Genomic DNA, 26,365 nt, shown 5'->3' on the forward strand with positions numbered 1-26,365 from the left:
TTGCGCGTCGAAAACGCGCCGCGCGAAAACCGCCCTACTCCTTGAACAGCCCCGCCAGGTCCTCGGCCGTGATGGCACCGCCGGCCAGGGCGTCGCCCTCCATCACGTCCGCGAACAGCTGCGACTTCCGGGCCTTCAGTGCCATGACCTTCTCTTCGATGGTGTCCTTGGCCACGAGCCGGTAGACCATGACGTTCCGGGCCTGCCCGATCCGGTGTGTCCGGTCCACGGCCTGCGCCTCGGATGCCGGGTTCCACCAGGGGTCCAGCAGGAAGACGTAGTCCGCCTCGGTCAGGTTCAGCCCGAACCCGCCGGCCTTCAACGAAATAAGGAACACCGGCGCGGACCCGTTCTTGAACTCGCTGACCACGTCGGCGCGGTTTCGGGTGCTGCCGTCCAGGTAGCAGTACTCCACGTTCTCGGCGTCCAGCCGTTCGCGGACCTTGCCCAAAAACCCGGTGAACTGGCTGAAGATGAGGGCGCGGTGCCCCTCCGCCACCAGGTCCTCGAGCTGCTCGAACAGCACGTCCAGCTTGGAGGACCGCACGGCAGCCAGGGACGGATCCACCAGGGACACGTCCAGGCTCAGCTGCCGCAGCAGGGTCAGCGACTGGAAAATCGTGAACCGGTTCTTGTTCACGTCCTCGATCAGGCCCAGGATCTTCTGCCGTTCCCGCTGCAGGTGCGTCTGGTACACCTTCTGGTGCCGCGGGTTCAGCACTACCTCCAGGATCTGTTCCTGCTTGGGCGGCAGGTCCTTGATCACCTGGTCCTTGGTGCGGCGCATCATCAGGGGACGGACCCGACGGCGCAGCTTCTCCAGCTGGGCCTTGTCGCCGTTCTTTTCCACCGGCTTCTGGTAGTCCTCGGCGAACCGTTTGGGGCTGGCGAACAGGCCGGGTGCCACGATGGAGGTCAGCGCCCAGAACTCCATCAGGTTGTTCTCCAGCGGGGTGCCGGTGATGGCCAGCTTGAAGGCGGCCGGCAGTTTCCGGGCGCACTGGTACGCCTTGGACTGATGGTTCTTCACGAACTGCGCCTCGTCCAGCACCAGCCCGGACCAGATGCGGGAAGCGTAGGCGTCGTAGTCGATGCGGAACAGGGCGTAGGAGGTGATGACGACGTCCGCCCCCTCCAGTGCCTCGGCTACGTCCTGCCCGTTCTTCGCGAACGTCTCGCCCACCGTTCGCACCGTCAGGCCCGGGGCGAATCTCGCAGTTTCCGCGGCCCAGTTCCCCACCACGCTGGTGGGGGCCACCACCAGGAAAGGTGCGACGGCGGCCGGCCGGGAGGCGGGTGAAGGCACCGTGGCGGCGGCAGCAGCGCCGTCGGCCGCGGCGCTGCTGGCCGCTTCAGCGAGTTCCTTCGCCGCGCACATCAGGGCGAGTGCCTGCACCGTCTTGCCCAGGCCCATGTCGTCGGCGAGGACGCCGCCCAGGCTGTGCCGGTACAGGAACGTGAGCCAGTTGAAGCCCTCCAGCTGGTACGGGCGCAGTTCAGCGTTCAAGGAAGAAGGCAGCGGCAGCCCGTCCACGCCGCCCTCCAGCAGTCCGCCCACGGCCGAACGCCACGCAGCGGCCTGCTCGTCCACGATCCCCAGCTGCGCCAGCTCGTCCCACAGCCCGGCCTGGAACCGGTTGATCTGCAGCGGCGCGTCCTTGTTGTCCTGCAGGGACCGGGCTTCCTCAATCAGTGCCCGCAGCTGGTGCAGCTCCGGCAGGTCCAGCGAGAAGTAGGCTCCGCTGGGCAGCAGCATCTTGGTCTGGCCGGCTGCGAGCGCGGAGAAGACGGCGGCGAAGGAGACCGGCTCGCCTTCGAGGGAAATCTGGATGCCCAGGTCGAACCAGTCCCGCTGCTCGGTGGCCTTGGTGGAGATTGAGACCACGGGCGCTTCCTCGGCCTCGCGGTAGTCCGCGATCTCGCCGGTGGTGTCAACGTCCACGTCGGGCGCCCGGCGCAGCTGCGGCAGCACCTCTTCGGTGAACGCGAGCGTGTCCAGGCCGGTGAGCTCGGCGGTGGCCGCCAGCCGGGGCGTGCCCCAACCGCCCGTGGCCGATTCCGCCAGCGCCGGCACCATCTCCCACGGCCGCCCGACGCCCTCCAGGATGCGGGCCTCAGCGGCGTCGTCCCGGTAGCCGGGGTCGCCGGGGTGGCGCCAGAGCGGCTGGGCGGTCACCAGGCTGCCCGACTTGTAATGCCATTCCCAGTGCAACCGGACCCGGTGGTCCGCCCCGTAGTTGGCCAGCAGGGACAGCGTGGGGACGGCCAGCGCGGGCAGATCCACGGACTCGTCCCGCGCCGTGACCCGGGCCGTCTGCTTCAGCTTGGGGTAGAAGCCGGTGAGGAAACGCGATTCGTCCTTGGCCGGGATGTGCAGCGTGCTGCCGGCGGTCACGAACGCCAGCAGTTCCTCGCTCAGGCCCTCTTCCAGTGGAGCCAGGGTGATGACGTCCGCATCGCCCGCGCCGGGCAGTGCGTCGCCGGCGCCGGTATAGAAAATGCCGTGCGCGGGGCGGCCGATCGTCCCCACCGCACCGGGGCTGACCTCGGCCCCCTCCACGGTGATGGTGGGCGCGAGCTCCAGCCCGCCGTCCTCGGCCGCCTGCCCGGTACTTTCCGCAGCAGGTGCGCCGTAGCGCCCCAGATTAAGCCCGACGGCGGCGGGGGACTCAACGTGCCGCACCGGTTCGGTGCCGCGTGAGTGAATCAGTGCGAGCCCGATCTTTTTGGCCTCCGCCAGCAGCCGCCACATGTCCTTGCCGGCATACGAATTAAGGCCGAGCCACACCAGGCCGGATGGGTTGTAGGTCCGGCTGCTGGACGTGCTGAACCCGGCCAGGAAGTCCTGCAGCCAGCGGACATGCTCCTCGTTGCAGTCGCGCCTGAAGCCCATATAGCTGAGCGTGTTCCACGAGACGTCGCCGCGGATCCACTTGCCGCGGGCACCCATGATTACCGGCCGGGCCTTGAGCTGGCGGACGCTGCGGAGCGGGTCCCGGCGGCCTGTGTAGGAAAAGTGCGGCGCCGGCTCCTCCACTTCGAACTGGAGCGCCAGCGGTGTGCCGCCAGACTTCTGCGCCGGGTCGGTGCGTGAGATCAGCGGGCTGAGGGCCTGCTCCCAGTCGGCAAGGGCGGCCGCCGGTTCGCGGGAGAGCTGCGGCGCCATGCCGGGGGAGAGCAGCTGGACGCGGATGGCCGGGTTGTCCTCGGCCGCGAACAGGAGGGCGGCGACGTGCTTGCAGTCCTTTCGGACCGGGCAGCTGCAAACGCCCACCGTGCAGCTCCAGCCTCCGCCCCGGCGGACCAGCTTGGCCGTGGTGGAGTAGGGCACTTCCGCGCCGCCCCGGACCTTGCCGAGCATGAGCCCGGTGCCGGCGTCGAACGATATCCCGGACACACGACTTCCCATGGCATAAGCCAGCCCGGCCGCCAGGGAGCGGTCGTTGATGGCTGGAGTCTGGATTGCCAGGGCCGCACTCTCGTCCGGTTGGGATGGCATGGGGGAGCTACTTTCAGCAGGCCGCGGCGGGGCCGGGTCCGGTGGGTGGTTATCTGATCCATCTTAGTTCCGGCACGGGACGGCGCCGAACCGGAAGACCGGCCCGGACCGGAAGGCCGGCCCGGACCCCCTGATCCGGCCGCGGCACCCAAGGCGGCAGGCCGCCGTCGGCCGTTTCCCTGCACTTTGCGGCCCTGAAAACTTCGCTTGACGTTCACTTCCTCCTCGGCGGACCCGATGCCTGCCGCACGTAGCGTGAAAAGCGTTCCCCAGCCTCCACAACAAGAACAGCGAGGATCCCATGATCACCACCCCGCAGCCCGTCGTCCTGACCAGCACCAGCATTGATGGCACCGATGAGGAGGTGGTGGAGTCGAACGTCAGCGTCGTCGACGCCATGCACACCGCCCTGCTCCGCCCGGAGGAGATGTCGCCCGTCGCCATCCGCAGCTACTACGTGGACTTCTACCTCACGCAGGCGCTGGAGGGCGGCTTCGCGCAGTACGTCTTCATGAGCCTGGACCGTGAACGCACCGACGCCCTCATCCGCGAAGGCATGGCCGGCATGGGTGCCGCCGCCCACCTGGACCTGTTCAACCATGCCGCCGCCGCGTTTGACGCCCTCTCCGAAGACGACAGCGAACACTACCTGGACGGCGCCCTGGACGACATGGCGGAAACCCCCGAAGCCGTCCTCCAAATGGAAGAGCTCGACGGCGAGTTCGAGGAACTGCTGGAGCGCGAGAACATCACCGCCCTCAACGCTGCATGGCTGCGCGGCCAGGGCGACCTGCTGGTCCTCAACGACGAGGACGTGGCCGGACACATCGAACAGCTCGTGGCCCAGATTCCGGATCTGCCCGAGCGCCAGGCGCAGGCCGACGCAGAAGCGCTCGCCGACGCCCCCGACTTCGAGGTCATCATCCGCGAACTCTGCGACATCGCCGGCTACAGCCTCGAGAAGATCACCATGGGCGACCCCAACTACCTGCATGAGGGCGAGAAGACCCTCGCCTGGCACTTCAGCACCGACCACGGCGACTTCCTCATGGTCGAGGAAGAGGACGAGGCGTTCATGATCAACCCGGAAACCCTGGAGATCGTGGCGGCCGTGGAGTTCGAGGAAGAGGACGAGTTCGAGGCCACTGAGCTGGCACACTCCTAGCGGACCCGGCGCTGGCTCAGCTGTTTTGAGCCAGCGCCTCGGCCAGGACGGCGAGGAGTTCGTCGTCCACCTGGTCCGGGGAAGTCAGCCGGACCCGCAGCGTGAACGGGTCGTCAGCCCTGGTCCGTACCCGTTCCAGCCGTCCGCCCACCGTGGCGTCGAGCCGCAGGTTCACATCCACGGCGCTGTTGGTGGTGCGGGTGACCTGCGCGAACTTCCGACGGGGCCCCTGGAGTGAGACGTAGCCCTTGCGCAGCTGGACCGCCACGCCGTCGGTGGCTGTGGCCCAGGCGAGGAGGGCATCGGCGATGGGACGCAGGTGCGGGTGCGCGGCGTACTGCCCGTCCAGCAGTTCATCCGCGTCGCGCAGCATGAACTCCGGGTAACCGAACATCTCCCACGACACCGCATACTGCGCATAGCCCGTTACGCCGAAACCGTCACGCAACCACTCGCGGAGCCCGGCGTCGTCCTCAATTCCGGCCGCGTGTGCCTGCTCCACCCAGTACCGCACGTCCTGTCCTGTCTTTCGGAGCAGGAGGTCCTGGTTGCTGGCCACCATGGACTGCCAGGTGCCGGCGTTCTTGGGGGTGTTCATGGACCGATCGTAGCGGCCGGAAAAGGAATTTCGGCAGGCGCGTAACTTTTCCGGCAGCCCGGGCGATGTAGGAGGTGATGGGCCCGCCGGGCGGGCCCATCGGACCAGTCTTCTACGCAATCTGGAGTTCCTTTATGTCTTTCTTCACTGTTCTCGCCACCAGCAAGGTCGCCGCGGGAGTCCTGGCTGCAGGCACCCTGGCCGTCGGCGGAACCGGCGTTGCTGCCGCTTCCGGTGTCCTCCCGGGCCAGGCCCAGCAGACCGCCCACGAGGTTTTCGGCGCTCCGGCCCCGGAGCTGGCGGAGGCCGCTGAGGCGCAGTCCGGCCTTGCCGCCGAGGGTTCCGCTGACGCCGAGGCTGCCGGGAATGCCGAGGTTTCGGACAGCAAGGTGGCCGCCCAGGCTTCCGCTTCCGGCGAGGGTGCGGGCGCTGTTGACGCCGCCGGCGCCGCTGCGCTGGGCCTCTGCACCGCGTACACCAGCGGTGGCCTGAACGCCTCCTCCGAAGGCTTCTCCTCGCTGGTGATCGCCGCTGAAGGCGAAGCCAACATCGAGAGCTTCTGCACCGAGGTCGCTGCCCAGGCCGACGCTGCGGCCGAGGCCCGCGGTGAGGCTGCAGGTTCGGGCGCCGTCGAGGTAGAGCTGCCCGAGGCCCCTGAAGCACCGGCTGCCCCTGCCGTTCCCGGCGTTGACGGTGAGCCGGCAGTTCCGGCCGTGCCCGCTGTTCCTGCCGCAGGCGGCGACGCTGTGGAGTCTGCCGCAGTTTCCGTTCGCTAAGCGGACTTAGCTAGTCTGGACGACTGGCTCACCTGCGGGGCCGGCCCGGAGCCGGCCCCGCAGGCAACCCGCCGCCTTCCGGAAGGAACCGCTGGTGCTGGACACTTTGGCCCAGGAAGAGACCGACATATACGACGACGCAGCCGGGACGGATCCGGCCGCGCTCTTCGCTGTTGCCTACCGGTCCTTCGCCGGGCCGGTGCTCGGCTACCTGAAAGCCCGCGGTGTGGACGACCCCGAAGCGGTCACCCAGGACGTCTTCATGGCGTTCTACCCGATGGTCGAGGACCTCACGGGAGGGCTGCCGGGGGCGAAATCGCTGCTCTTTTCCATCGCCCACGCGCGCCTCGTGGACCATTACCGGCGCGTTGACCGGCGGCCACGGCTCAGTCCGTACGATCCGCAGGACGACCACCGGACCTCGCCCTCGGCGGAGGAACAGGCCGTGGAGCTCGACGGCGGCGCAGCGGACCTGTTGCGGGGGCTCAGCACGGAACACCAGGAAGTGCTGGCACTGCGGGTCGTGGCGGACCTGTCCATCGAGCAGGTGGCCGGCATCATGGGCAAGAGCACCGGAGCCATCAAGCAGCTCCAGCGCCGGGCCCTCCAGAACCTCAAAGAACAAACGCTGACCAGAAACCGGGCGAACCATGAGTGACACCGCAGGAAACCGCCGCGACGGCGTGGTGGACCAGCTGCTGCTGGAGGCCGGGCTGGATGACGACTCCCAGCTGCGCCCCGCGCTGCTGGAGCTCCGCGCCCTGGCGGGCACCGCGCCGGAGCCCTCTGCCGCCATTGCCGCACTGATGGCCGGGCACGCGACGCAGGAGCGCACCGTTTCTGGTGGGCCTTCCAACGAAGGCCGGCCCGCCGCCGTCGTCCGTTCCGCAGCGGCCGGGGGCGGACTGCACGCAGACGAACTCGCCGCGCGTCGCCGATTCAAGCGCCGCTCCACCCTGACTGCACTGTCCGTTGCCGTTTCGCTGACTGCCGGGGGCGCCGTGGCCGCCGCGTCGGACCAGGGAATCCGCCAGTCCATCAGCGACCTGAACGTGGCAGTAACGTCCTTCGTGACCGGCGGCAGCCCGGCGGACGACGTGGCAGGAGGCCCCGGCAACCAGGACGCACCGCTTCCCGCAGGTCCCGCACCGTCGCCGGCGGCCACGTCCGCCGCGCCCGACGGCGGCACCTCCTCGGCACCGGCCGTCCCGGGAGCCTCCGGAACAGCACCTGCAAGGGAACCCGGCAACGGGAGGGCAGACGGCTCGCCGGGGCAGATCCTGCCGTCCGAGCTCCCCGGCGGTCTGACCGGCGGAGTGGAGCAGCCGCCGCGGGTTCCGGTGCAGGGATCCCCGGACGTTCCGCTGCCGGACCAGGTTCCGGATCCCCCGCTGCCCTAAGCTTCCTGCTAGTCCATCCGGGCCAAGCGGGCCCGGACCATCATGTACACGCCGTAGCAGACCAGCCCTGCGCCCACGGCTGCGAGCAGGTAGACGCCGAAAGGCTGGTCGCGGAGGGCGCGAAGCCCGCCGTCCAGGCCGGTGGAGTCCTCGGGGTGCGCCTGGAGCGTAGCCACGACGATGAGCAGGCCGGCCAGCAGCAGGACGATGCCCTTGGCCACGTAGCCGGTGACGCCAAGGATCCGGACGGCCTTCCGGACCCGCGGGTTGGACGGCATCACCAGGTGCTTCTCGAAGGATTTGCGCAGGCCGCGGATGCCATAGACCACGCCGGCGACGGCGATGCCTGCACCGATCAGGACCAGCAGTGCCACCCCGCCGGGTGCCTGCACCATCCTGATGGTGAAGTCCGAGGCGCTGCGCTGGTTGTCTGCGCCGGAGCCGGTTCCCATCGCGAACGAAAGCAGCGTCAGGGCAAGACCAGCGTAGACCACCGCCTGTGCGGCGGCCTTGCCTTTTCTAGCGGCCTTCTTCTTGCCCGGGAGGCTGTTGTAGTCGAAAACCGCGTCGCCCGCCTGCCAGAGCGCCAGCGCGGCGCAGGCAACGAAGCTGGCCCAGAGCAGGAACGGGCCGGCCGGCTGGGTGGACAGCTCCGCCACCGCGCCGCTGAAATCCGCGTTACCGGTGCCGCCCATCGCCAGCCGGATGGCTATCGCCCCCACCAGCAGGTGCAGGATCCCGCTGGCGGCGAACCCTGCCCTCGCCAGCATTTCCACGGTCCGCGAGTTCGTCACGTTTTCCGCCGCATTGGCGGCCTGCCTCAGTTCTCTTTTGATGACTATTCCTTTACGCAAAGCGCATGATGCGCGGGTGCCCGTTTCCCCCACCCAAGGCCCATCGTGCCACTACTGTCCTGCGAAGGACAGCAGGCGTGGAATCAGCGCCGGCGGTAGCAGAGGTCGAAGATCAGCCGGCCGGCCTCGTGCGCCTTGGCCTCGAAGCTGGTGCGGATCCGGCCCTCGAAGCGGGGCGCCCAGCCGCCGGTTTCGTCGATGCCCTCGTTCGGGCCCGTGTGCTCGGTGCTGACGGGCGCACGGCCTTCGCGGACCGGCGCGCCGCCCACCACGGTTTCGACGCCGGTCTGCCACACCTGCGTGAGGGGACTTTCCGGGCCGCGGCGCTCACCGGTGTGCAGGTTCTCGAAGTCGGGGGATCCGGCCAGGACGTCGCGGACGTGGACGGCGTAGTTGGACCAGTCGGTGGCGATCCGCCAGAGCCCGCCCGGCTTCAGCGCACGGGCAGCCAAGGCAGCGAACTCCGGCTGGATGAGACGGCGCTTGTGGTGGCGGGACTTGTGCCAAGGGTCCGGGAAGAAGACCCAGAGTTCGCTGACCGAGCCTTCCGGGAGCATGGTGGCCAGTACCTCGGGGGCGTTGGCCTCCACCACCCGGACGTTCTGCAGGCCGCGGCTGTTGATCTTGATGATGGTATTCGCCAGCCCTGGGGTGTAGACCTCCACGGCCAGGAAGTCGGTGTCCGGGTTCTGTTCCGCGGCGTGGCAGATGGCGTCCCCGAGTCCTGAGCCGATTTCCACCACCAGGGGAGCCTTGCGCCCAAACTCCGCTTCGGCGTCGAACGTGTAATCCGGGTGCACCGAGGTGTTGGCGACGTGCCGGGGGATGTCAACCGCCCACCGTTCGGCGTGCTCTTCCCATGCTGCCTGGCGGCGGCCCTGCAAACGGGTGCCGCGGCGGACGAAGCTGACCGGCCGGCCGCCGTAGGTGCCGAACGAGGCCTGGGTCCCGGGCGTAACGGGCCTCGGGACATGCGGCTGCTGGGGGTCTTCTGAGGATTCGCTCATCCTTTCAAGGATAACGGGGACCAACCTGCGGACGATCGGGGCTTCCAGCCGCCGCACGGGCCCGCCGCGGCACGGGCCCCCCGTCAGTACGGGGCCAGGAACCGCAGGACCGTGACGAGCGCGAGGAGCACCACGAGGCCGCAAATAGCGATGGCCGCGACTGCTGCTTTCCAGTCCCCGGACCTTCGCGGGGAATTCCTGACTCCACGTATGGCAAGCACAACCGAGATCAGGGCAAAGAGCGCTGGAGCGCTGTAAAACAACAGTGCGACCGCCCATGGAAAGGCAGGCGGTCCGTTGTCGGGAGTGGTCATAAACATCAGGATCATCGCGCCCGGTGCTGTGAAGTTCATGCTGGCCACGCACAGGCAGGCCACGACCAGGCTGGACAGGCCATTCGCTCCCAGCGGACCTCCAGAAGGCTTCTTCCTGCCGGCAGCAGAGTCACGGTCGGACGGGTTTCCCCGGGCGGGTTGAAGATGGTGGCGTTCCGGAAGCGGTGTGGGACCCATGTTTCTCCTGGCGTGTTGAAGGCGTACCGGCCTCTGCTCGGGTGTCACCACTTTAGGAAGGCCCTCAGGGACGGTCGAGGGCTTTCCCGGCCCCTGTGGATAACCTCGGCTGTTCCTGCTGAGAGAATGGCCGGATGACGGAAACGACGAGGGCATGGGCGGGGAGGCGACGAAACGCAGGAACGGAAGGCCAGCAGTCCATGCCCGGCACCCTCGTGGACGCCGAAGCGGACGAGGTTCCGCCGCCGGCACCCACGCAGGTGGGAAGCCGGCTGCAGCTCGCCTACCTGGGCGTCTGCCTGGTGCTCATCGGCTTCAACCTGCGGACCGTCTTCTCCAGCTTCTCGGCCGTACTGCCCGAAATCACGGCACAGGCTGCCCTGCCCGGCTGGGCCGTGGTGGTCCTGACCACGGCTCCCGTCACCCTTCTGGGCGTGTTCGCACCGCTGGCCCCTGTCCTTGCCCGGCGCTTTGGGGCCGAGCGGGTGCTGCTGGGTGCCATGGCAGTGCTGACCGTCGGGCTCCTGCTGCGGCCCGCGGACCTGGGCGGCCACCTTCCCGCGCTCCTGGCGGGGACTGCAGCGTGCGGAGCCGCCATCGCCCTCTGCAACGTCCTGCTGCCGGGCGTGGTGAAGCGCGATTTCCCGCAACGGCTGGGCTTGATGGGCGGGCTGTACACCACGGCCATCTGCGCGTCCGCGGCACTCGGGGCAGGCTTTACCTACCCCGTCTACACGGCGACGGGGGAGTGGACCCTGGCGTTGTGGTCCTGGGCGGTGCCGGCCGCCGTCGTACTTTTCCTGTTCCTGCCCATAGCCGTACGCCAGCGCTCCGTGCGGCACCAGTCCGTCCATAAAGGCGTCAGTGTATGGCGGTCCGCGGTGGCGTGGCAGGTGACCCTCTTCATGGTGCTGCAGGCAATGATGTCCTTCAGTGTCTTCGCCTGGCTGGCGCCGATCCTGCGTGAACGCGGCGTGGACGGCGGAACGGCGGGGCTGATCGTGTCCGCCAGCATTGTGCTGCAGATGCTGGGTTCCCTGTTTGCGCCCGCCCTCGCCGCCCGGTTTAGGGACCAGCGCGCCATTAATACCGTGGTGGCGCTGATGACCGGGGCCGGTTTTGCGCTCAGCATCTTCGGGCCGCTGGAGCTCGTGTGGGTGTGGGCCGGACTGCTGGGACTGGGCCAGGGAAGCCTCACCGCGGTGGCGCTGACCATGATCATGCTGCGCACCCGCGACGGTCACACGGCCGCGCACCTGTCCGGGATGATGCAGGGCGTGGGCTACGGGCTCGGCTCCACGGGGACGCTCCTGGTGGGGCAGCTGCAGCAGCGCACAGGTTCCTTCGAAGCCGCCGGGGTTCTGTTCCTGGTGGTCGGGACCCTGGCGGCAGTGTTCGGGTACCGCGCCGGACGGGACCGGTTCGTTGGCTGAGGTGCGGTCGGAGCCTGACACCCAGTCCGCCGGCAGCGTCCTCCGGCGGCCCTTCCTCTGGGTAACCATCGGCACGTGTGCGCTGGTGTTCCTCGCCGCCTTTGAATCCCTCGCCGTGACCACCATCATGCCGCTGGTCAGCCGTGAACTGGACGGCGCCGGCCTGTATGCGCTCGCGTTCGCCGGACCCATGGCCACCGGCGTGATCGGCATGGTGGGTGCGGGCAACTGGTCCGACCGCCGCGGGCCGGCAACCCCGCTCTATACCTCGGTGGCCCTGTTCTCGCTCGGCCTGCTCATCGCAGGCACCGCCGCCACCATGCCCCAGCTCGTCGCGGGCCGGCTGGTGCAGGGCCTCGGCGGCGGCGCGCTGACCGTTGCCCTGTACGTGCTGGTGGCCAGGATCTACCCGCCGCAGCTGCACCCCCGGATCTTCGCTGCGTTTTCGGCGGCCTGGGTCATTCCGTCATTGGTGGGCCCGTTCGCGGCAGGAATCGTGGCGCAGGTGTTCAGCTGGCACTGGGTTTTCCTCGGCGTGGTGGGCCTGGTCATTCCCGCGCTGGTGATGGTGGCGCCGGTGCTGCGCGGCCACGGCGGGACGCCCAGCACCCCGTGGGCGCCGGCCCGGCTCGCCTGGGCCGCGCTGGCCGCCGTCGCGGTCCTTGCACTGAACCTCTCCGCGGAAGTCAGGATCCCGGGGTTCCCGCCCGCCACCGCACTCCTGGCCGCGGCCGCCGTCGTCCTCGCGTTGGCGGCGGTGCGCCCGCTCGTCCCGCGGGGCACCCTTACCGCCCGCAGGGGCCTGCCCAGCGTGATCCTGTCCCGCGGAATGGTGTCGGCGGCGTTCTTCGGTGCCGAGGTCTACCTGCCGTACCTCCTGATTGAGCAGTACGGTTTCCCACCCACGTTCGCGGGCCTGACGCTGACCCTCGGGGCGCTGGCGTGGGCCGCTGCCGCCGCGTTACAGGGGCGGCTCGGCGACCGGCTTCCGCATCGGACTGCCGTGCGGGCCGGCTCGCTCATGGTTCTCGGCGCGGTGACCCTCGCACTGGCGACCGCCGCGCTGCACTGGCCCGCCGCCGTCGTAATTTCCGGGTGGGTGTTTGCCGGCGGTGGCATGGGAATGCTCTATCCGCGCCTGAGCGTCATGACCCTGGGACTTTCCAGCAAGGACGACGAAGGGTTCAACAGCTCGGCCATGTCCATCGCGGATTCGCTGGGCGGGGCGCTGGCGCTCGCAGCCACGGGCATCGTCTTCGCCGCGTTTACGACGACGGCGGGATCCTTCGCCGGGGTCTTCGCGCTGACCGCCGTGGTGGCCTTCGCCGCGGCGTTCGTAGCGCCTAGGGTGGCCTCCGACACGTCCTGACGCGCTTAGGGCAGTCTCGTGGCGCGGACCACTACATCGCCGATGACCGCTTCCTGCCCGTCCGGGCCAGCCACGGGTCGCTCGCGGGTAGTGGCAACCTCGAGCTGCCAGCCGGGATCTTCCAGCGCGAGTTCGCGGACGAGTTCCCGGCCGCTGTAGAACCTGTCGCGGGGCGCCTTCCCGTCCCGCCACGGCGGAAGATGGTCCGGGTGGTGGCCGACGATGAGCAGGGTCCCGCCCGGTTTGACCGCAGACGCCGCCATCCGAAGGGGTCCCCTCCAGCCCCGGTTGTCGGCGTGCAGGTACTGCGCGGTCACGAGATCGAAGGCTGATCCCGGCTGCCATTGCCCAAGGTCGGCCTGCTGCCAGGTAATACGGCTCGGGGTGGAACCGTCGTGCGCGTGTACGCCTTCCCGGTCCAGAGCCGCTTTTTCGTGGGCGCGCGCCCGTTCAAGCGCGACGGCGGACACATCCACGGCGGTGACGGTCCACCCATGCTGTGCCAGCCAGATCGCGTCGGCACCCTCTCCGCAGCCGAGATCCAAGGCCTTCCCGGGTTTCAGTCCCCCGGCTTCCCGGACGAGCTGCGGGTTGGGTTTCCCGCTCCAGATGCGGGGTTTGCTCCGGTAGAGCTCGTCCCATACTTCAGCGGCGCTGCGCACCGTTCCGCCAGGCAGGTGCTGGCCGCCGTCGTGCTTTTCATGCTGGTTCTCCGCCTGTTCGCTCATGCTCCAAGACTGCCCTGCGCCCAGGGTCAGGGCAACGCCCCCCACCATCCATCAGGGGAGGACGGGGGCGCCGGAATGAGCCAGCCCGGCAGGATGCTAGACTGGTGGAACTTGATGTGCAGTGATGCCCGGGTTTCCCTTCATAAAAGGGTCTGGGCTTTTTTCATGTGAGAGGCACATCCTGCGTCGATGAACGCGTTCCATTTGGTCCCGGCCGCCGCTTTGAATAAGCGGCAGCAGGCTGGTTGACCACCTGAATTTTCTTCGGCGAACCCCCTGTGCCAACCGGCGTCGGGGGCCGATGTCCGCACGGACACCGCCTGAAAGACCTTTGACTACATGACTACTTTCGCTGCCCTCGGCACGCCCAAAGCCCTCGCCGACACCCTCACCGCGCAGGGGATCGTTGAACCGTTCCCCATCCAGGTGAAGACACTCCCGGACACCCTCGCAGGCCGCGACGTCCTGGGCCGCGGCCGCACCGGCTCCGGCAAGACCATCGCTTTCGCCATCCCGCTTGTAGCACGACTCGCTGAGCGGGAAGCCAAGCACTTCCGCAAGCCCGGCCGTCCCATGGGTCTGGTTCTCGCACCGACCCGTGAGCTCGCCACCCAGATCAACGCCACCATCGAGCCGCTGGCCAAGGCCGCCGGCCTGAACACCACCGTGATCTACGGCGGCATCTCCCAGGCGCGCCAGGAAAAAGCGCTGCGTGCCGGCGTCGACATTGTCATCGCCTGCCCGGGGCGCCTGGAGGACCTGATCCGCCAGCGCATCCTCACCCTGGAAGCCGTGGAGATCACGGTCCTGGATGAGGCGGACCACATGGCCGACCTCGGCTTCCTGCCCGTGGTGAAGAAGCTCATGGACATGACCCCCAGCGAAGGCCAGCGGCTGCTGTTCTCCGCCACTCTGGACAACGGCGTGGACAAGATCGTCCAGCGCTACCTGTCCAATCCGCTGACCCACTCCGTGGATGATCCGCAGGCTGCGGTGACCACCATGGAGCACCACGTGCTGGTGGTCAACGACCAGACCGTCAAGAAGCAGCTGATCGTTGAGCTTGCCTCCGGTGCAGGCCGCCGCGTACTTTTCATGCGGACCAAGCACCATGCCCGCAAGCTGGCCAAGACCCTGACCGACGCCGGCATCCCCGCCGTCGACCTGCACGGCAACCTCTCGCAGAACGCCCGTGACCGCAACCTCGCCGAGTTCTCCAACGGCGACGTGCGTGTCCTGGTGGCCACCGACGTCGCAGCCCGCGGTGTCCACGTGGACGACGTCGAGCTGGTCATCCACGTTGACCCGCCCACCGAGCACAAGGCGTACCTTCACCGCTCGGGCCGTACCGCCCGCGCCGGTTCGGACGGAACTGTGGTCACCCTGACGCTCCCCGAGCAGCAGAGCGACGTCAAGAAGCTCATGAAGGCCGCCGGCGTCGAGGTCAACTTCGAGCGCGTCACCGCCAACTCCCCGCTGGTTGCAGAACTCGTGGGTGAAATGGCCGAGAAAATCGACCCCCGCACCCGTGCTGCGCTGCTGGCCGCCAAGGCTGCCAAGCAGGGCGGCGGAACCTCCACCGGTGCCAACGCCGAGCGGAAACGGGCACGCCGCCAGGCTGCACCGACCACCGGTGGACGCGGTGGCCGTGGCGGCCGCGGCAAGGTCTCGGCTGAGCCGGTCCGCACCGACGTCCCCCGCGCCGAGCGCCGGGCGGCAGCTTTTGAAGGCCGCACCGAAGCCCGCGCAGCCTTCGACCGTGTGGCTGAGCAGAATGAGGACCGCGCGATTGCGGCAGCTGCGGCCCGCCGAAACGGCCGTGGCCGCGGCATCGCAAGCACGCACCGCAACGACGTCCCCGCAGCAGGTGGCCGCTCATCGGCTGGCCGCGGTTCGGACGGGCGCGCAGCTGAAGGCCGCACGGATTCACGCATCACCCGCAGCGACGCCCCCCGCGGCGGAACCGGACGCCCGGCTTCCTCCGGCGGACAGCGCAGCGGCCGTCCGGCAACGGGCCAGCGTGCCGCAGCAGGCGCCCGCACCGGTGGCCAGCGGTCCGGCGAGCAGCGTTCGGGCGGGCAGCGCACCGGCAACGGTGGCAACTCCGGCAGCAAGGCCGTCTGGTCCTCCACCACCGGCGGAGCCTCGGGCGGCTCGTACGCAGGCGGCGGCAACGGCGGCTCAGGCCGTCCGGCCCGCAGCGGCCCGCGCCGCGCGTCAGCTCCGGCGTCGAACGAACGCCGCAGCCGCTAACGTTACGGATTTCCGCTGCTGAAACGGACAGCCGCTACCCGGATCCCGGGCGCGGCTGTCCGAATCTGTAGCGGAAGCCCAGGGCTTCACCAGCCCCGGGCGCGCCACTCTTCAAGGTGCGGGCGTTCGGCACCGAGCGTTGTCGGCTTGCCATGGCCGGGATGCACGACGGCGGCATCCGGGTAGGTGCCGAACAGCCGGTCCGTGACGTCGTCCAGCAGTGAGTTGAACCGCTCCGGGTCCTTTTGCGTGTTTCCCACACCACCGGGGAACAGCGAATCGCCGGAGAAGATGTGCGGCGGCCCGTCCGGACCGCGGTACACGAACGCGGTGGAGCCCGGTGTGTGGCCGCGCAGGTGGACGGCCTCCAACTCGAATCCGGTCACGGCCACCCGGTCCCCGTGCTCCAGGTGCCGGTCCACCGGAACGGGCAGCGCGTCGGCGTCGTCCGCTCCCGCAACGGTGGGCGCACCCGTGGCGGCAACCAGGTCCGGCAGCGCCCGGACATGGTCCCAGTGCTGGTGGGTGGTGGCGATCAGCGCGAGCTTCGGCTCCGCAGCGGTGTCTCGGGCAGCGTCCGCGAGCAGCTGCCGGATGGCCGGAAGGTCATCCGCGGCATCGATCAGCACCTGTTCGCCGGAGGACTTCGCGGTCAGCAGGTACACGTTGTTGTCCATCTCGCTGACGGAAATGCTGCGGATGGTCAGGGCAGGCAGGTCGTAAATCAGCGAATCCATGGTTACCACCCTATTCCCGCCCCTGCGACACCCAGTTGGGGTCCGCGGATCGGGAGCCGACGACGGCGGCCGAGGCTGCGTCCAAAGCCTCCAGTTGCGCGGGGGTCAGCTCAAGGGCTAGCGCGCCCAGGTTCTCGTCGATCCGGGCGGACTTGCGCGTGCCGGGGATGGGGACCACGGGCAACTCCAGCCGCTTGCCCTGCGCGAGCAGCCAGGCCAGGGCGACCTGCGCCGGGGTGGCTCCCAGCTGCTCCGCAACGGCCTGGACGGTATCGACCACGGCCTGGTTGGCGTCGGCGGCGTCCGGGGCGAACCGCGGGATCTTGCGGCGGAAGTCGTTGGAACCCAGGGCGGAGGCGTCAACTGTGCCGGTGAGGAATCCCCGGCCCAGCGGCGAATACGGCACGAACCCTACTCCCAGGGCGGCCGCGGCAGGAACAACGTTGCGTTCCACGTCGCGGCTCCAGATGGACCATTCGCTCTGCACGGCTGCAATGGGGTGCACGGAGCAGGCTTCCTCCAGCTCCTGGGCCGTTACCTCGGACAGGCCCAGGTGCCGGACCTTCCCCTGCTGCACCAGCTCCGCCATGGCCTCCACGGTTTCCCCAATCGGAACGCGGAGGTCGCGGCGGTGCATGTAGTAGAGGTCGATCACGTCTGTGCCCAGCCGCTGCAGGCTGCGGTCCACGGCCTGCCGGACATACGCCGCGTCGCCCCGGATGTCCGTGTACCCGTCTGAGGGCGTGCCCACCAGCCCGAACTTTGTGGCCAGCTGGACCTCATGGCGCCGCTCCTTCAGCAGCCGGGAAATGAGTTCCTCGTTGCTGCCCCCGCCGTAGATGTCCGCGGTATCGATGAAGCTGACACCGGAATCCACCGCGTGGTGCAGCGTTTCCAGGGCTTCCGCCGGATCCACCTCGCCGTACACGGGGGTGAGTGCCATGCCGCCGAAGCCGAGCGGGCTGACGTCAAAGCCGTCGCCCAGGGGGACTGTTTGTGCCATGGGTTCTCCTGTTTCGTTGTTAAAGCCGAGGGATGATGCGGTCTGCCCCGGCCTTGGTGGCCAGAATGATGCGGGCGTTGGCTTCGTCCGGTCCGGTGGCCCAGGCGCGGGCTGACTCCGGCTCCATGCCGAACCCTATGTGCCGGGCTATAAGCCGGCTCATTCGAAGATCCTGCGGTGTGTCGATAAACCAGGTCTCCTCCAGCTGGGCCCGGACGTCTTTCCACGGGTCCTGTTCCGCCAGCAGGTAGTTGCCTTCGGTGATGACCAGCGGGACGGCGGCGGGAACGGCGATCGCGGCGGCCACAGGTTCATCGATGGTGCGCCGGAACTCCGGTGCGTACACCACGTCCTCGTCCCGGCTCACCAGGCGCCGAAGCAGCGCGAGGTACCCGCCGGCGTCGAACGTGTCCATGGCACCCTTGCGCTGGCGCAGCGGGGTGCCGTCAATGACCGAGTTGGCCAGGTGGAAGCCGTCCATGGGCACCACCACGGCCGATCCCGGCGGGAACTGCTGCTGCAGCCAGGCCGCGAACGTCGATTTGCCCGAGCCGGGGGCGCCTGCGATGCCCAGGATGACGCGGCGGCCGTCCGCCAGGCGCCCGCGCAGGGCGTCGACGGCCTCGGTGACCTCAGGGGAGTCCATGGCAAAAGCCTAAACCGGGCGGGGAGGCTCCGCCGCCGGGTTTCCCCACCTATGGGAGCCGGCAGGCCGCGTACGACGGCGGTTCTCGGGGACACGCCGTCATGCGGCGGCAAAGATGGGGAGAGTCAGCGGGGGTTGGCCGGGAGCCTCTTCAAACCGGCCGCACAGCCCACAATCCCGGCAATGAACAGCAGTTTAAGCAGGCTGAACGGCTCGGCGCCGGTACCCATCGCCCAGACAACGGTCAGCGCAGCGCCGATGCCCACCCACACGGCGTAGGCGGTGCCCAGCGGAATATGGCGGGTAGCGTAGCCGAGGCCCCACAGGCTCAGGCCGGCAGCCACCACAAAGACCAGCGTGGGCCACGGTTCGGTGAAGCCGTTGGACAGGCCCAGGGCGGTGGCCCACACGGCTTCGAGGACCGCGGAAGCCAGCAGCACCGGCCAGGCGAGGCGACCCGCACGCATCACGCCACCACCTTCAACCCGGCCACGCAGGCGGCGATGCCTGCGAGCAGGAGGAGGCGGGCCGCCGTCGGGCGCTCCACGTTGGTGGCGATCGCGTAGGCGGAGGTCAGCACCACGCCGACGCCCACCCATACCGCATAGGCTGTGCCGGTGGGAATAGAACGCATGGCGAAGGCGAGGCCGCCGGTGCTGGCCGCCGCGGCCGCCAGGAAAAGCGCGGCCGGGGCGACGCGGCGCCGGCCCTGCAGGGTGGAGGCGCGGTGCAGGGCAGCGGCCCAGACGGCTTCAAGCGCGCCGGAAAGAATCAGGACTAACCACGACATGGGAGCTCCAGTGGCCAGTCTTGTCGCGTGCCGGGTACTGAACCGTCGTCCGGAGGCCGGGGAATGGGCCTTGGTCCCAGCCTAGCAACGCCCGACGGCAGGTGGGCGGGTTGGTGGCGAACCTCACCGGATCCTCCCCGCCACCCAGTTGGGCGGGGAGGGCTAGAGGGTGCCGCCCGCCGCCTCGGGGGCTGCGGAGTCCCGGCCGCCGTCGCCAACGGTTTCGCGGGCGATGAAGTTCTCGATGTCGAACAGGTTGTCCGCGCGCTCGGCGATGTTCAGCAGCGTGGTCATGGCCGCCACCTCTTCCACCTGCTCCTTGAGGAACCAAAGCATGAACTGCTCACCCAGCGCGTCGTTTTCGCCGCGGGCCGCACGGAAGAGGTCCTCGATGTTGCGCGTGACTTCCCTTTCCTGTTCGAGTGCAAGGGCCAGCGGTTCCGTCACAGAGGCGAAGTCATTCCGGACGGCGGGAACGCCCGGAATGGTGAACGGGATGTCCCGGTCCAGCATGTACTGGACCATCATCATGGCGTGGTTGCGTTCCTCCACGGACTGCCGGTAGAAGTACCGTGCCAGCTGCGGAAGGTCCTGGTTTGCGAACCACGTGGCCACCGCGATGTACTGCTGCGAGGCCGTGAATTCGTTACCGATCTGGGTGGACAGAAGCGAGTTGAACGATGAAGTGGTCATAGCCCGAGTCTAGGAGCGCCCACCGGTAACAGCCAGTGTGGAAAGGCTCTGCTTGGCGAGGGAAGGCTGGCCTATCGGTCGTTACTGGTCCGCTACTGCGTCGATCGAGACGACGGCCAGGAATCCGCGGCCCAGGATCTCCGGCGATGCGGCGTCGGAGCCGGCGACGGCGTCATACCGGCTAAGCGCTTCGGCACTATCGCCCTCACCACCATGCGTTACCGTGGCCTCTCCCTGCAGCAGGATCCCGAACTGGCCGGCAAAGACCGGGTGGGCGCGCTTCTTGGAGAGCTCGATGATGGATGTGTAGCCCTTGAAAACACCCGCCCGGGTGATGACGTTCAAGTCGCGGATGTCACCCGTGGGCAGGGCGCCTGAGGCGGGTGCGTCGCCGGGGAAACGGAACGGCCGGTACTTCTCCAGAGGGTGTTCCGCGCCGTCCACGGTGAGAAGGAACAGCTCTCCGTCGATCACCGTGAGGACCCGCTCCATGCCGGGGAAGGCCGAGAACCCGCCCGCCTTTCCCACTTCCGCGATGCTGACCCGCCAGTCCCAGCCGGCGGAATCTGCGGCCGGAGTCCCGACGATGGAATTGCCGGCAACTCCGCGGGCGATTTCCCGTGTCACCCCGCCGCCGTTGCGCCACGGTTCGGCCTTCAGGTCTGAGTACCGGATGATCTCCATTTGCCCAGCCTAGTTGCCCCGGCACTGCCACGGGCGCCGCGTCCCTGCTACTGTCCTCCGGGGGGACACCTACAAACCTGAAGGAGCCGGGAATGTTCGTCAAAGTGTGCGGTCTCAGCACGCCCGAATCGGTACGCGAGGCGGTGGGCGCCGGAGCGGACGCGGTTGGCTTCGTCCTGACCGCCAGCCCACGGGTCGTCTCGCCGACCCAGGCGAAGGCCCTGCTCGCGGACGTTCCGGAAGGCGTGACGCCCATCGGCGTCTTCCGTGACGAACCGGTTGCCGACGCCATCGCCATCGCCCGCGCGGCGGGCCTCGAATGGGTCCAGCTGCACGGCCAGCGTTCCCGGGAGGACGTCGCCACCGCGCACGACGCCGGCATGAAGGTCATCCGGGCTGTCACCATGGGTGCCGAGCCGGCTGAGTTCGCGGACTGGGGCGAGGACCTCCTCCTCATCGACGCCGCCGTGCCCGGCTCGGGCGAAGAGTGGGACTACTCCGCCATGGCGGGGATCCCCGAACTCGAGGGCCGGAACTGGCTGCTTGCGGGCGGCCTGCACCCGGACAATGTGGCCCGGTCCGCGGCAGCGGCACGGGCCTGGGGCGTGGATGTATCGTCGGGCGTCGAGTCCTCCCGCGGGGTCAAGGACCTGGCCAAGATCCGGGCTTTCGTGCACGCGGCGAAGTCCGCGGCCAGGGTCTAGGATTCGTGGCATGAAGACACTCCTCAATATCATCTGGCTGGTTTTCGGCGGTTTCTGGCTTGCGCTGGGTTATTTCGCCGCCGGCGTCATCTGCTGCCTGCTGATCGTCACCATTCCCTGGGGTATCGCGTCCTTCCGGATCGCGGCCTACACCTTGTGGCCGTTTGGCCGGATGGTGGTGGATAAGCCGGGCGGGACGGGCGTCTTCCCGATGCTGGGCAATGTCATCTGGCTAGTGGTGGCCGGTATCTGGATCGCCATCGGCCATGTCGTGACGGCGGTGGCCATGGCCATGACCATCATCGGGATTCCGCTGGCCATCGCCAACCTGAAGCTCATCCCGGTATCCCTGATGCCGCTGGGCAAGCAGATCGTTCCCACGGACGCACCGTTCGTCAGCACGTACCGCTGATAACACCGCCGGCTGCTGGTCTAGGGCGGACGGATCAGAGCGGCCGGAAGCTGCCGTTTCGAAGGAGTGCCACGGAATCGCTGTCATCGAGCTCGGCGGCGATGTCGACATCTCCGGCGTACCCCGCGCCGGCCAGTTCGCGGCCGCTGGAGCAGCCGTGCAGCATCTCGCGCAGGCGCGGTTCCGCCGCCTCGAATACCGCGGCGGCCGCCAGCGCTTCGGGGGAGTAGGCTGGCTTGCCGTCCTCAGCCTCGTAGCCGCCCCGGCCGGCCGCCAGCAGTCCGGCGATGAAAGCTCCGGCGCCGATGTGGTCCTCCACCGCGGGACGCAGCGTGCCGTCCGGCCAGCGTTCGCCGGCGGCAACCACCGCGATCACTGCGTGCTCCGGCAGGGTAGCGGCGACCCATTCCGCCGTCGCTGCGGCGTTGCGGAGGGCCACCGCGGCAACCAGCGGCGCCTCCTGCGCCAGCCGGTGGCACAGTGCCGATCCGTTCGGCGACGGCAGCACCACCCGTTCCAGCGCGGGCGCGCTGCGGAGGGAAGCGGGGGATAGGCTTAGCCCGCCGCCGCCCCGCGGGCCTGCGAGGACCGCATGGTGGCTGGCCGCGAACGACTCCGCCTGGGTGTCCTTCCAAGGGAAGGGAAACACCTCAGCGCCGCGGTCCAGGGCGACGCTGACGCACGTGCCGAACGAGAGGACGTCGGCCACCACCACGAGGTCCGCCCCGGGCGCTATGGTCGCGCCGCCGTCGGCCGCCCATTCGAAGCGGACCGCGTACGGAAGCTGACGGTGCGCGGCGCTGGCCGAATGCACGTGGGTTACCTTGGGATCCGGGGCGTTCATGCGAGTTCTCCGTTGAGGTTGCGCCGGGCCGCGGCCCGCCACAGGTCGCGGGCCCTCGCGGTGTGGAAGAGCGGGTCGAGGTCCAGCAGGCGGCGGACGACGGTGGCGCGCCCGGAAGCGAAGTCCGCGTCGCCGATGTGCGCGTAATCTTTCCGGACGGCGGCGACGTAGCGGGCGTATTCGTCGGGTTCGCCGCCCAGGACGGAGAGGTCGGCGTCGCAGAGGAGGGCGCCGTCGTCGTCCCCTGATTCAGGACGGTGGTCCGAGGTCAGCCGCACCAGGCGCGCCACCTCCGCCACCTCGTCCTCCGGAAGACCCTCAGCGGTGAGCCGTTCTTCGGCCAGCCGCGCCGACTCTTCCTCATCCTGGCCTGCGATGCCGCGGTAGACGGCGTCATGGAACCAAGCGGCCAGGAGCACAGTCCGCGGCGGATCGGCCGGATCGGTGAGCAGGTCCAGGGACTCCAGTACCGAGAGCAGGTGGGTGCAGCCGTGGTAGTGGCGGTGCTCCTCGCTCCAGCGGTCCAGGAGGTCAAGGAACAGGGCATCGTGGCCCGGCATGATGGTGTTCCAGCGGTTCAGCAGCGGAACCTTGAGGGACTTGTTGCGCCGCCGGGCGGGGATGCGGAGGCCGCTGGCGATGAGTTTCCGGACCAACACCCGGCCCTCCACTTGAACGGCGCCCGCGGCCACCAGCTCCGGCAGGCGGCGCTCGGGGACGTCGTAGTGGTCGCCGTCGAACGCGCGGTCCGGGATCCCGGCGGCCGCGGCGAACGCATGCAGCTCCTCGAGGGACGTGTCCGAGACCATGTGCGAGAAGTGCGTCCCGTGTGCAGGCCAGAGCGGCGGGTCCAGGTAGATGGCCATGGTGGAAGTCTAGTGCTGGCGCCCGCGCGTACGCTCCCGCCCAATTGGCGCATGCGCGGGCGGTCCGGTTCCGCGCGAACCCGGGGTTGTAACCAACCCCGGATTACCTCGTGGGGAGGCAACGGGGCGGGAACGTACAACCGCATTTGCGGTCTAGAATGGCCAAATGGCACTTATCCGCGTCTCCGAAGCTGCCCGTTTTCTGGGCGTCAGTGACGACACCGTCCGCCGCTGGACCGAGAACGGGTCCCTCACGCCCCGTAAGGACGATTCCGGGCGCCTCGCGGTGGAGGGCCTGGAGCTGGCGCAGCACGCTCAACGCCTGGCGCAGCTGCCGGAGGATCCGCGCCGGACCGGGAGTTCCGCGCGGAACAGATTCGTGGGCCTGGTTACCGCCATTACCGCGGACAAGGTCATGGCCCAGGTCGAGCTCCAGTGCGGGCCGTTCCGGGTGGTGTCCCTGATGAGCAGCGAGGCCGTCCGCGACTTGGGCCTCGAGCCGGGGTCGGTGGCGACGGCCGTCGTGAAGGCCACCACCGTGATCATCGAAACGCCGCAGGGCAAGGGGGCGGCGTGATGCGCGGCCATCGGCGCCGCGCTTCCAAGGCGACCGGCGCCGGGCGGGTGCTGGCCGCCGCCGTGCTTCTCCTGGGGCTGGCGGGCTGCGCCCCGGCGGCCTCCTCAAACACCGGCGAAACCTTGACGGTGTTTGCCGCTGCCTCATTGAAAGCCAGCTTCACCGAGCTCGCGGCAAAGTACGAGGAGCAGCACCCCGGTACCCGCGTCCGGCTGAGCTTCGCCGGCTCCTCGGACCTCGCCACCCAGATCACCCAGGGTGCGCCCGCGGACGTGTTCGCCTCCGCGGATACGGCCACCATGGAGCGGGTCACTCAGGCAGGAATGGCCGACGGCGGCGCCCGGGTTTTCGCGGCGAACACCCTGGCGCTGGCGGTTCCGCCGGGAAACCCGGCTGGCATCCGCACCTTCGCGGACCTGGCCCGGCCCGGGACGCGGCTCGTTGCCTGTGCACCGCAGGTGCCGTGCGGGGCGGCGGCGGCTGCAGTGGCCCGGCGGACCGGCACGGACCTGCAGCCCGTCAGCGAGGAAAATTCGGTGACGGACGTGCTGGGCAAGGTGATCTCCGGGGAGGCTGACGCCGGGCTGGTGTATCAGACAGATGTCCGCGCCGCCGACGGGAAAGTGGACAGCGTGCCCTTCCCGGAAGCCGCGGACGCACCCGCCGCGTACCCCATCGTGACGCTCGCCGGAGCGGCGGACATGGCTGCTGCGGCGGCTTTCGTTGAGCTGGTCGCTGGCCCGGAAGGCCAGCGTGTCCTGGAGGAGGCGGGTTTCCGGGCCGGCGGGGAAGCGGGCGGCTCATGACCCGCCAGGCCTACCCCGGCATGCCGCGCTGGATTCCCGGCGTGGCGGTCCTGGCTGCCCTGGTAGTGGTCCTGCCGCTGGCTGCGATGGTGGCCCGGGTGGACTGGGCCAACTTCGTTCCGCTGGTCACGTCGCCGTCCGCGCTGGACGCCCTGGGTCTGAGCCTGCGAACGTCCGCGGCCAGCACAGTGCTCTGCATCGTGCTCGGCGTGCCGCTGGCCCTGGTCCTGGCCCGGGGGAGGTTCCCGCTGCAGGGGCTGCTGCGGTCGCTGGTGCTGTTGCCGCTGGTGCTGCCGCCGGTGGTTGGCGGTATCGCCCTGCTTTATACGTTCGGCCGCCAGGGGCTCCTGGGCGGCGCGCTCGAGGTGCTGGGCCTGCAGGTCGCGTTCTCCACGGCCGCAGTGGTCCTGGCGCAGACCTTCGTGGCGCTGCCGTTCCTGGTGGTGAGTCTTGAGGGGGCGCTGCGCACCGGCGGCCAGCGGTACGAGGCCGTGGCCGCGACCCTCGGCGCCGCCCCCGGCGTCGTCTTTCGCCGGGTGACGCTTCCGCTGGTCCTGCCGGGGCTCGCGTCCGGCGCGGTTCTCGCGTTTGCGCGCAGCCTCGGCGAGTTTGGCGCCACCCTCACGTTCGCCGGCAGCCTGCAGGGGGTGACCCGGACTCTGCCGCTGGAAATCTACCTGCAGCGGGAGACCGACCCGGATGCCGCCGTCGCGCTTTCCCTGGTGCTGGTGGCCGTGGCCGTCGCCGTGGTGGCGCTCGCGTACCGGCGCCCGGGTTCAGGTCCGCGCATCTCCGTGGGACGTACGACGCCGGAGCCCGCCCCGAGCGGGAGCGTCCAGTGACGTTCCGGGTCGAGGCAGCCGTGGCCGGGCGGGGCCTGGACGTGGCACTTCGCGTGGGGGCCGCGGAAACTGTGGCGGTGATGGGGCCAAATGGTGCGGGGAAGTCGACGCTGCTGGATGTGATCGCCGGGCTGCTGCAGCCGGAGCATGGGGAGGCCGAGCTCAACGGCCGGTCGCTGTTCCATACGGCTGATGGAACCTGGCTGCCGCCGCATCAGCGCGGGACGGCGCTGCTGGCGCAGGAGCCCTTGCTGTTCCCGCACCTCAGTGTGGTGGACAATGTGGCGTTCGGGCCCCGGAGTGCTGGTTTGGCGCGGAGCGCGGCCCGGGAGCAGGCAATGCGGTGGCTGGCCGAGGTGGAGGCGGCCGACCTTGTGGAGCGCCGGCCGGCTGAACTGTCCGGCGGCCAGGCGCAGCGGGTGGCCATCGCCCGGGCGCTCGCGGCCGACCCCGCCCTGCTCCTCCTGGACGAGCCCATGGCCGCGCTGGATGTCCAGTCGGCACCGTTGCTGCGCCGTTTGCTCAAGCGCGTCCTCGCGGACCGGCCGGCCATCATCATCACGCACGACGCACTCGACGCCCTGATGCTCGCGGACCGGGTGGTGGTCCTGGAGGGTGGCCGCATCGTGGAGGAAGGACCCACCCGCGAGGTGCTGGAACGGCCGCGCAGCGCGTTCGCGGCCGGACTGGCGGGGCTAAACTTCGTGCCCGGAACGTTGCGCGGGGACGGGGTGCTCGCGGGCGACCTCACCATTCACGGGCCGGGGGACGGGCTGGCCCACCAGGACCGGAAGCGCGCTGAGCTCAAGCACCCCGAACTGCAGCCGGACCGGCCCGGCGTGGCCGTGTTCCCGCCGTCGTCCGTTTCCGTGTACCTGACGGACGCGCACGGCAGCCCGCGCAACTCCTTCCCGGTGACCATCACGGACCTGGAGCCGCACGGCGACGGAATCCGGGTGCGCGGCGGGGGCCTGGCGGCGGACATCACGACGGCGGCATCCGCGGACCTGGGCCTGGCACCGGGGATGCGGGTGTACTTCGTGGTCAAGGCATCCGCGGTGGCGATCTACGCCGCGTGAGCTGTCCCGAGCTGGCGGGCTGCGCACGACGCTCACCGCTATTTTGCGCCTTCCATGGGGTGGAACCGATTTCGCCTTCGGCGCACAT

The 26,365-nt window shown here is 69.2% G+C and carries 28 protein-coding genes and 1 riboswitch; of the genes, 13 read left to right on the forward strand and 15 right to left on the reverse strand.

Annotation, left to right across the window (positions count from 1 at the left end; translation table 11 throughout):
- Positions 1-34 precede the first annotated feature (34 nt).
- Positions 35-3,499: an SNF2-related protein gene (locus tag ACFWIX_RS00480; protein WP_377214147.1), complete on the reverse strand. Its 3,465-nt coding sequence runs from the start codon at positions 3,497-3,499 to the stop codon at positions 35-37.
- A gap of 301 nt (positions 3,500-3,800) precedes the next feature.
- Between ACFWIX_RS00480 and ACFWIX_RS00485 the strand changes: the two genes are divergently transcribed.
- Positions 3,801-4,664 (forward strand): hypothetical protein, encoded by an 864-nt coding sequence (locus ACFWIX_RS00485; protein ID WP_377214148.1) that lies wholly within the window; start codon positions 3,801-3,803, stop codon positions 4,662-4,664.
- A 16-nt stretch (positions 4,665-4,680) separates the two neighbouring features.
- Here ACFWIX_RS00485 and ACFWIX_RS00490 read toward each other — a convergent pair whose 3' ends face one another.
- A complete protein-coding gene (locus ACFWIX_RS00490; RefSeq protein WP_377214149.1) occupies positions 4,681-5,262 on the reverse strand; it encodes a DUF5655 domain-containing protein in 582 nt (193 codons plus the stop codon).
- Between the two features lie 134 nt (positions 5,263-5,396).
- On the opposite strand from ACFWIX_RS00490, the gene ACFWIX_RS00495 reads away from it, so the two are divergent.
- From ACFWIX_RS00495 to ACFWIX_RS00505, 3 genes are all read left to right on the forward strand, one after another.
- Positions 5,397-6,038 (forward strand): protein tyrosine phosphatase, encoded by a 642-nt coding sequence (locus ACFWIX_RS00495; RefSeq protein WP_377214150.1) that lies wholly within the window; start codon positions 5,397-5,399, stop codon positions 6,036-6,038.
- A 94-nt stretch (positions 6,039-6,132) separates the two neighbouring features.
- Complete coding sequence (locus ACFWIX_RS00500; RefSeq protein WP_377214151.1) at positions 6,133-6,696, forward strand: RNA polymerase sigma factor; 564 nt, start codon at positions 6,133-6,135, stop codon at positions 6,694-6,696.
- Positions 6,689-7,438, forward strand: a complete 750-nt coding sequence (locus tag ACFWIX_RS00505) for a hypothetical protein (RefSeq protein WP_377214152.1) — start codon at positions 6,689-6,691, stop codon at positions 7,436-7,438. The genes ACFWIX_RS00500 and ACFWIX_RS00505 overlap by 8 nt, the downstream gene beginning before the upstream one ends.
- An 8-nt stretch (positions 7,439-7,446) precedes the next feature.
- Here ACFWIX_RS00505 and ACFWIX_RS00510 read toward each other — a convergent pair whose 3' ends face one another.
- From ACFWIX_RS00510 to ACFWIX_RS00520, 3 genes are all read right to left on the reverse strand, one after another.
- Positions 7,447-8,292: a DUF1206 domain-containing protein gene (locus tag ACFWIX_RS00510; protein WP_377214153.1), complete on the reverse strand. Its 846-nt coding sequence runs from the start codon at positions 8,290-8,292 to the stop codon at positions 7,447-7,449.
- An 83-nt stretch (positions 8,293-8,375) separates the two neighbouring features.
- Positions 8,376-9,299, reverse strand: coding sequence for a tRNA (guanosine(46)-N7)-methyltransferase TrmB (gene trmB / locus ACFWIX_RS00515; protein ID WP_377214154.1), 924 nt, complete (start codon positions 9,297-9,299; stop codon positions 8,376-8,378).
- Between the two features lie 83 nt (positions 9,300-9,382).
- Positions 9,383-9,811 carry a hypothetical protein gene (locus ACFWIX_RS00520; RefSeq protein WP_377214155.1) on the reverse strand — a complete coding sequence of 143 codons (429 nt, stop codon included), beginning with the start codon at positions 9,809-9,811 and terminating at the stop codon, positions 9,383-9,385.
- A 134-nt stretch (positions 9,812-9,945) separates the two neighbouring features.
- On the opposite strand from ACFWIX_RS00520, the gene ACFWIX_RS00525 reads away from it, so the two are divergent.
- Both ACFWIX_RS00525 and ACFWIX_RS00530 read left to right on the forward strand, forming a co-directional pair.
- A complete protein-coding gene (locus ACFWIX_RS00525) occupies positions 9,946-11,244 on the forward strand; it encodes a CynX/NimT family MFS transporter (RefSeq protein WP_377214156.1) in 1,299 nt (432 codons plus the stop codon).
- A gap of 1 nt (position 11,245) precedes the next feature.
- Positions 11,246-12,613: an MFS transporter gene (locus tag ACFWIX_RS00530; RefSeq protein WP_377214157.1), complete on the forward strand. Its 1,368-nt coding sequence runs from the start codon at positions 11,246-11,248 to the stop codon at positions 12,611-12,613.
- 5 nt (positions 12,614-12,618) lie between these two features.
- On the opposite strand, the gene ACFWIX_RS00535 is transcribed toward ACFWIX_RS00530, so the two are convergent.
- Entirely contained in the window at positions 12,619-13,341 is a 723-nt protein-coding gene (locus ACFWIX_RS00535) for a class I SAM-dependent methyltransferase (RefSeq protein ID WP_377214158.1), read from the reverse strand.
- 339 nt (positions 13,342-13,680) lie between these two features.
- Here ACFWIX_RS00535 and ACFWIX_RS00540 point away from each other — a divergent pair, with 339 nt between their 5' ends.
- Positions 13,681-15,594: a DEAD/DEAH box helicase gene (locus ACFWIX_RS00540; protein ID WP_377214159.1), complete on the forward strand. Its 1,914-nt coding sequence runs from the start codon at positions 13,681-13,683 to the stop codon at positions 15,592-15,594.
- Positions 15,595-15,680: 86 nt separating this feature from the next.
- Here ACFWIX_RS00540 and ACFWIX_RS00545 read toward each other — a convergent pair whose 3' ends face one another.
- The 7 genes from ACFWIX_RS00545 to ACFWIX_RS00575 all read right to left on the reverse strand — a co-directional run bounded on the left by ACFWIX_RS00545 (position 15,681) and on the right by ACFWIX_RS00575 (position 20,147).
- Positions 15,681-16,331 (reverse strand): MBL fold metallo-hydrolase, encoded by a 651-nt coding sequence (locus ACFWIX_RS00545; protein ID WP_377214160.1) that lies wholly within the window; start codon positions 16,329-16,331, stop codon positions 15,681-15,683.
- A gap of 10 nt (positions 16,332-16,341) precedes the next feature.
- Positions 16,342-17,334, reverse strand: coding sequence for an aldo/keto reductase (locus ACFWIX_RS00550; protein WP_377214161.1), 993 nt, complete (start codon positions 17,332-17,334; stop codon positions 16,342-16,344).
- Between the two features lie 19 nt (positions 17,335-17,353).
- Positions 17,354-17,980, reverse strand: a complete 627-nt coding sequence (locus ACFWIX_RS00555; RefSeq protein WP_377214162.1) for a nucleoside/nucleotide kinase family protein — start codon at positions 17,978-17,980, stop codon at positions 17,354-17,356.
- A gap of 125 nt (positions 17,981-18,105) precedes the next feature.
- Entirely contained in the window at positions 18,106-18,447 is a 342-nt protein-coding gene (locus ACFWIX_RS00560; protein WP_377214163.1) for a DMT family transporter, read from the reverse strand.
- Positions 18,447-18,770 carry a DMT family transporter gene (locus ACFWIX_RS00565; RefSeq protein ID WP_377214164.1) on the reverse strand — a complete coding sequence of 108 codons (324 nt, stop codon included), beginning with the start codon at positions 18,768-18,770 and terminating at the stop codon, positions 18,447-18,449. The genes ACFWIX_RS00560 and ACFWIX_RS00565 overlap by 1 nt, the downstream gene beginning before the upstream one ends.
- Before the next feature lie 9 nt (positions 18,771-18,779).
- Positions 18,780-18,844: riboswitch (guanidine-III (ykkC-III) riboswitch) on the reverse strand.
- Positions 18,845-18,932: 88 nt separating this feature from the next.
- Entirely contained in the window at positions 18,933-19,463 is a 531-nt protein-coding gene (locus ACFWIX_RS00570) for a ferritin (RefSeq protein ID WP_377214165.1), read from the reverse strand.
- Between the two features lie 81 nt (positions 19,464-19,544).
- Positions 19,545-20,147, reverse strand: a complete 603-nt coding sequence (locus ACFWIX_RS00575) for a HutD family protein (RefSeq protein WP_377214166.1) — start codon at positions 20,145-20,147, stop codon at positions 19,545-19,547.
- A gap of 92 nt (positions 20,148-20,239) precedes the next feature.
- On the opposite strand from ACFWIX_RS00575, the gene ACFWIX_RS00580 reads away from it, so the two are divergent.
- Both ACFWIX_RS00580 and ACFWIX_RS00585 read left to right on the forward strand, forming a co-directional pair.
- Positions 20,240-20,851 carry a phosphoribosylanthranilate isomerase gene (locus ACFWIX_RS00580; protein WP_377214167.1) on the forward strand — a complete coding sequence of 204 codons (612 nt, stop codon included), beginning with the start codon at positions 20,240-20,242 and terminating at the stop codon, positions 20,849-20,851.
- Positions 20,852-20,861: 10 nt separating this feature from the next.
- Positions 20,862-21,263, forward strand: coding sequence for a YccF domain-containing protein (locus ACFWIX_RS00585; RefSeq protein ID WP_377214168.1), 402 nt, complete (start codon positions 20,862-20,864; stop codon positions 21,261-21,263).
- A gap of 34 nt (positions 21,264-21,297) precedes the next feature.
- Here ACFWIX_RS00585 and ACFWIX_RS00590 read toward each other — a convergent pair whose 3' ends face one another.
- Together ACFWIX_RS00590 and ACFWIX_RS00595 are read right to left on the reverse strand one after the other, a co-directional pair.
- Positions 21,298-22,107 carry a 2-phosphosulfolactate phosphatase gene (locus ACFWIX_RS00590; protein ID WP_377214169.1) on the reverse strand — a complete coding sequence of 270 codons (810 nt, stop codon included), beginning with the start codon at positions 22,105-22,107 and terminating at the stop codon, positions 21,298-21,300.
- On the reverse strand, positions 22,104-22,973 hold the full coding sequence (locus tag ACFWIX_RS00595) for a DUF4031 domain-containing protein (RefSeq protein WP_377214170.1): 870 nt from the start codon (positions 22,971-22,973) through the stop codon (positions 22,104-22,106). The genes ACFWIX_RS00590 and ACFWIX_RS00595 overlap by 4 nt, the downstream gene beginning before the upstream one ends.
- Before the next feature lie 166 nt (positions 22,974-23,139).
- On the opposite strand from ACFWIX_RS00595, the gene ACFWIX_RS00600 reads away from it, so the two are divergent.
- The 4 genes from ACFWIX_RS00600 to ACFWIX_RS00615 are packed head-to-tail and all read left to right on the forward strand — an operon-like array spanning position 23,140 to position 26,277.
- Complete coding sequence (locus tag ACFWIX_RS00600; protein ID WP_377214171.1) at positions 23,140-23,550, forward strand: molybdopterin-binding protein; 411 nt, start codon at positions 23,140-23,142, stop codon at positions 23,548-23,550.
- The gene (gene modA, locus ACFWIX_RS00605) at positions 23,550-24,356 is read left to right on the forward strand and encodes a molybdate ABC transporter substrate-binding protein (protein ID WP_377214903.1); all 807 of its coding nucleotides are present in this window, start codon (positions 23,550-23,552) and stop codon (positions 24,354-24,356) included. The genes ACFWIX_RS00600 and modA overlap by 1 nt, the downstream gene beginning before the upstream one ends.
- Complete coding sequence (locus ACFWIX_RS00610; RefSeq protein ID WP_377214172.1) at positions 24,353-25,198, forward strand: ABC transporter permease; 846 nt, start codon at positions 24,353-24,355, stop codon at positions 25,196-25,198. Before modA ends, ACFWIX_RS00610 begins: the two co-directional genes overlap by 4 nt.
- Complete coding sequence (locus tag ACFWIX_RS00615; RefSeq protein WP_377214173.1) at positions 25,195-26,277, forward strand: sulfate/molybdate ABC transporter ATP-binding protein; 1,083 nt, start codon at positions 25,195-25,197, stop codon at positions 26,275-26,277. Before ACFWIX_RS00610 ends, ACFWIX_RS00615 begins: the two co-directional genes overlap by 4 nt.
- Positions 26,278-26,365 lie beyond the last annotated feature (88 nt).

The sequence above is a fragment of the Pseudarthrobacter sp. NPDC058362 genome (genome assembly GCF_042723515.1).
GTDB lineage: Bacteria > Actinomycetota > Actinomycetes > Actinomycetales > Micrococcaceae > Arthrobacter.

Bases quoted from the DNA above. Each gene is read 5' to 3' on its own strand.
- ACFWIX_RS00575 (WP_377214166.1), bottom strand. From the start codon at position 20,147: ATGGAGATCATCCGGTACTCAGACCTGAAGGCCGAACCGTGGCGCAAC.
- ACFWIX_RS00560 (WP_377214163.1), bottom strand. From the start codon at position 18,447: ATGCGTGCGGGTCGCCTCGCCTGGCCGGTGCTGCTGGCTTCCGCGGTC.
- ACFWIX_RS00535 (WP_377214158.1), bottom strand. From the start codon at position 13,341: ATGAGCGAACAGGCGGAGAACCAGCATGAAAAGCACGACGGCGGCCAG.
- ACFWIX_RS00495 (WP_377214150.1), top strand. From the start codon at position 5,397: ATGTCTTTCTTCACTGTTCTCGCCACCAGCAAGGTCGCCGCGGGAGTC.
- ACFWIX_RS00485 (WP_377214148.1), top strand. From the start codon at position 3,801: ATGATCACCACCCCGCAGCCCGTCGTCCTGACCAGCACCAGCATTGAT.
- ACFWIX_RS00590 (WP_377214169.1), bottom strand. From the start codon at position 22,107: ATGAACGCCCCGGATCCCAAGGTAACCCACGTGCATTCGGCCAGCGCC.
- ACFWIX_RS00565 (WP_377214164.1), bottom strand. From the start codon at position 18,770: ATGTCGTGGTTAGTCCTGATTCTTTCCGGCGCGCTTGAAGCCGTCTGG.
- ACFWIX_RS00610 (WP_377214172.1), top strand. From the start codon at position 24,353: ATGACCCGCCAGGCCTACCCCGGCATGCCGCGCTGGATTCCCGGCGTG.
- ACFWIX_RS00505 (WP_377214152.1), top strand. From the start codon at position 6,689: ATGAGTGACACCGCAGGAAACCGCCGCGACGGCGTGGTGGACCAGCTG.
- ACFWIX_RS00525 (WP_377214156.1), top strand. From the start codon at position 9,946: ATGACGGAAACGACGAGGGCATGGGCGGGGAGGCGACGAAACGCAGGA.
- ACFWIX_RS00555 (WP_377214162.1), bottom strand. From the start codon at position 17,980: ATGGACTCCCCTGAGGTCACCGAGGCCGTCGACGCCCTGCGCGGGCGC.
- ACFWIX_RS00520 (WP_377214155.1), bottom strand. From the start codon at position 9,811: ATGGGTCCCACACCGCTTCCGGAACGCCACCATCTTCAACCCGCCCGG.
- ACFWIX_RS00570 (WP_377214165.1), bottom strand. From the start codon at position 19,463: ATGACCACTTCATCGTTCAACTCGCTTCTGTCCACCCAGATCGGTAAC.
- trmB (WP_377214154.1), bottom strand. From the start codon at position 9,299: ATGAGCGAATCCTCAGAAGACCCCCAGCAGCCGCATGTCCCGAGGCCC.
- modA (WP_377214903.1), top strand. From the start codon at position 23,550: ATGCGCGGCCATCGGCGCCGCGCTTCCAAGGCGACCGGCGCCGGGCGG.
- ACFWIX_RS00545 (WP_377214160.1), bottom strand. From the start codon at position 16,331: ATGGATTCGCTGATTTACGACCTGCCTGCCCTGACCATCCGCAGCATT.
- ACFWIX_RS00595 (WP_377214170.1), bottom strand. From the start codon at position 22,973: ATGGCCATCTACCTGGACCCGCCGCTCTGGCCTGCACACGGGACGCAC.
- ACFWIX_RS00600 (WP_377214171.1), top strand. From the start codon at position 23,140: ATGGCACTTATCCGCGTCTCCGAAGCTGCCCGTTTTCTGGGCGTCAGT.
- ACFWIX_RS00580 (WP_377214167.1), top strand. From the start codon at position 20,240: ATGTTCGTCAAAGTGTGCGGTCTCAGCACGCCCGAATCGGTACGCGAG.
- ACFWIX_RS00585 (WP_377214168.1), top strand. From the start codon at position 20,862: ATGAAGACACTCCTCAATATCATCTGGCTGGTTTTCGGCGGTTTCTGG.
- ACFWIX_RS00540 (WP_377214159.1), top strand. From the start codon at position 13,681: ATGACTACTTTCGCTGCCCTCGGCACGCCCAAAGCCCTCGCCGACACC.
- ACFWIX_RS00490 (WP_377214149.1), bottom strand. From the start codon at position 5,262: ATGAACACCCCCAAGAACGCCGGCACCTGGCAGTCCATGGTGGCCAGC.
- ACFWIX_RS00480 (WP_377214147.1), bottom strand. From the start codon at position 3,499: ATGCCATCCCAACCGGACGAGAGTGCGGCCCTGGCAATCCAGACTCCA.
- ACFWIX_RS00550 (WP_377214161.1), bottom strand. From the start codon at position 17,334: ATGGCACAAACAGTCCCCCTGGGCGACGGCTTTGACGTCAGCCCGCTC.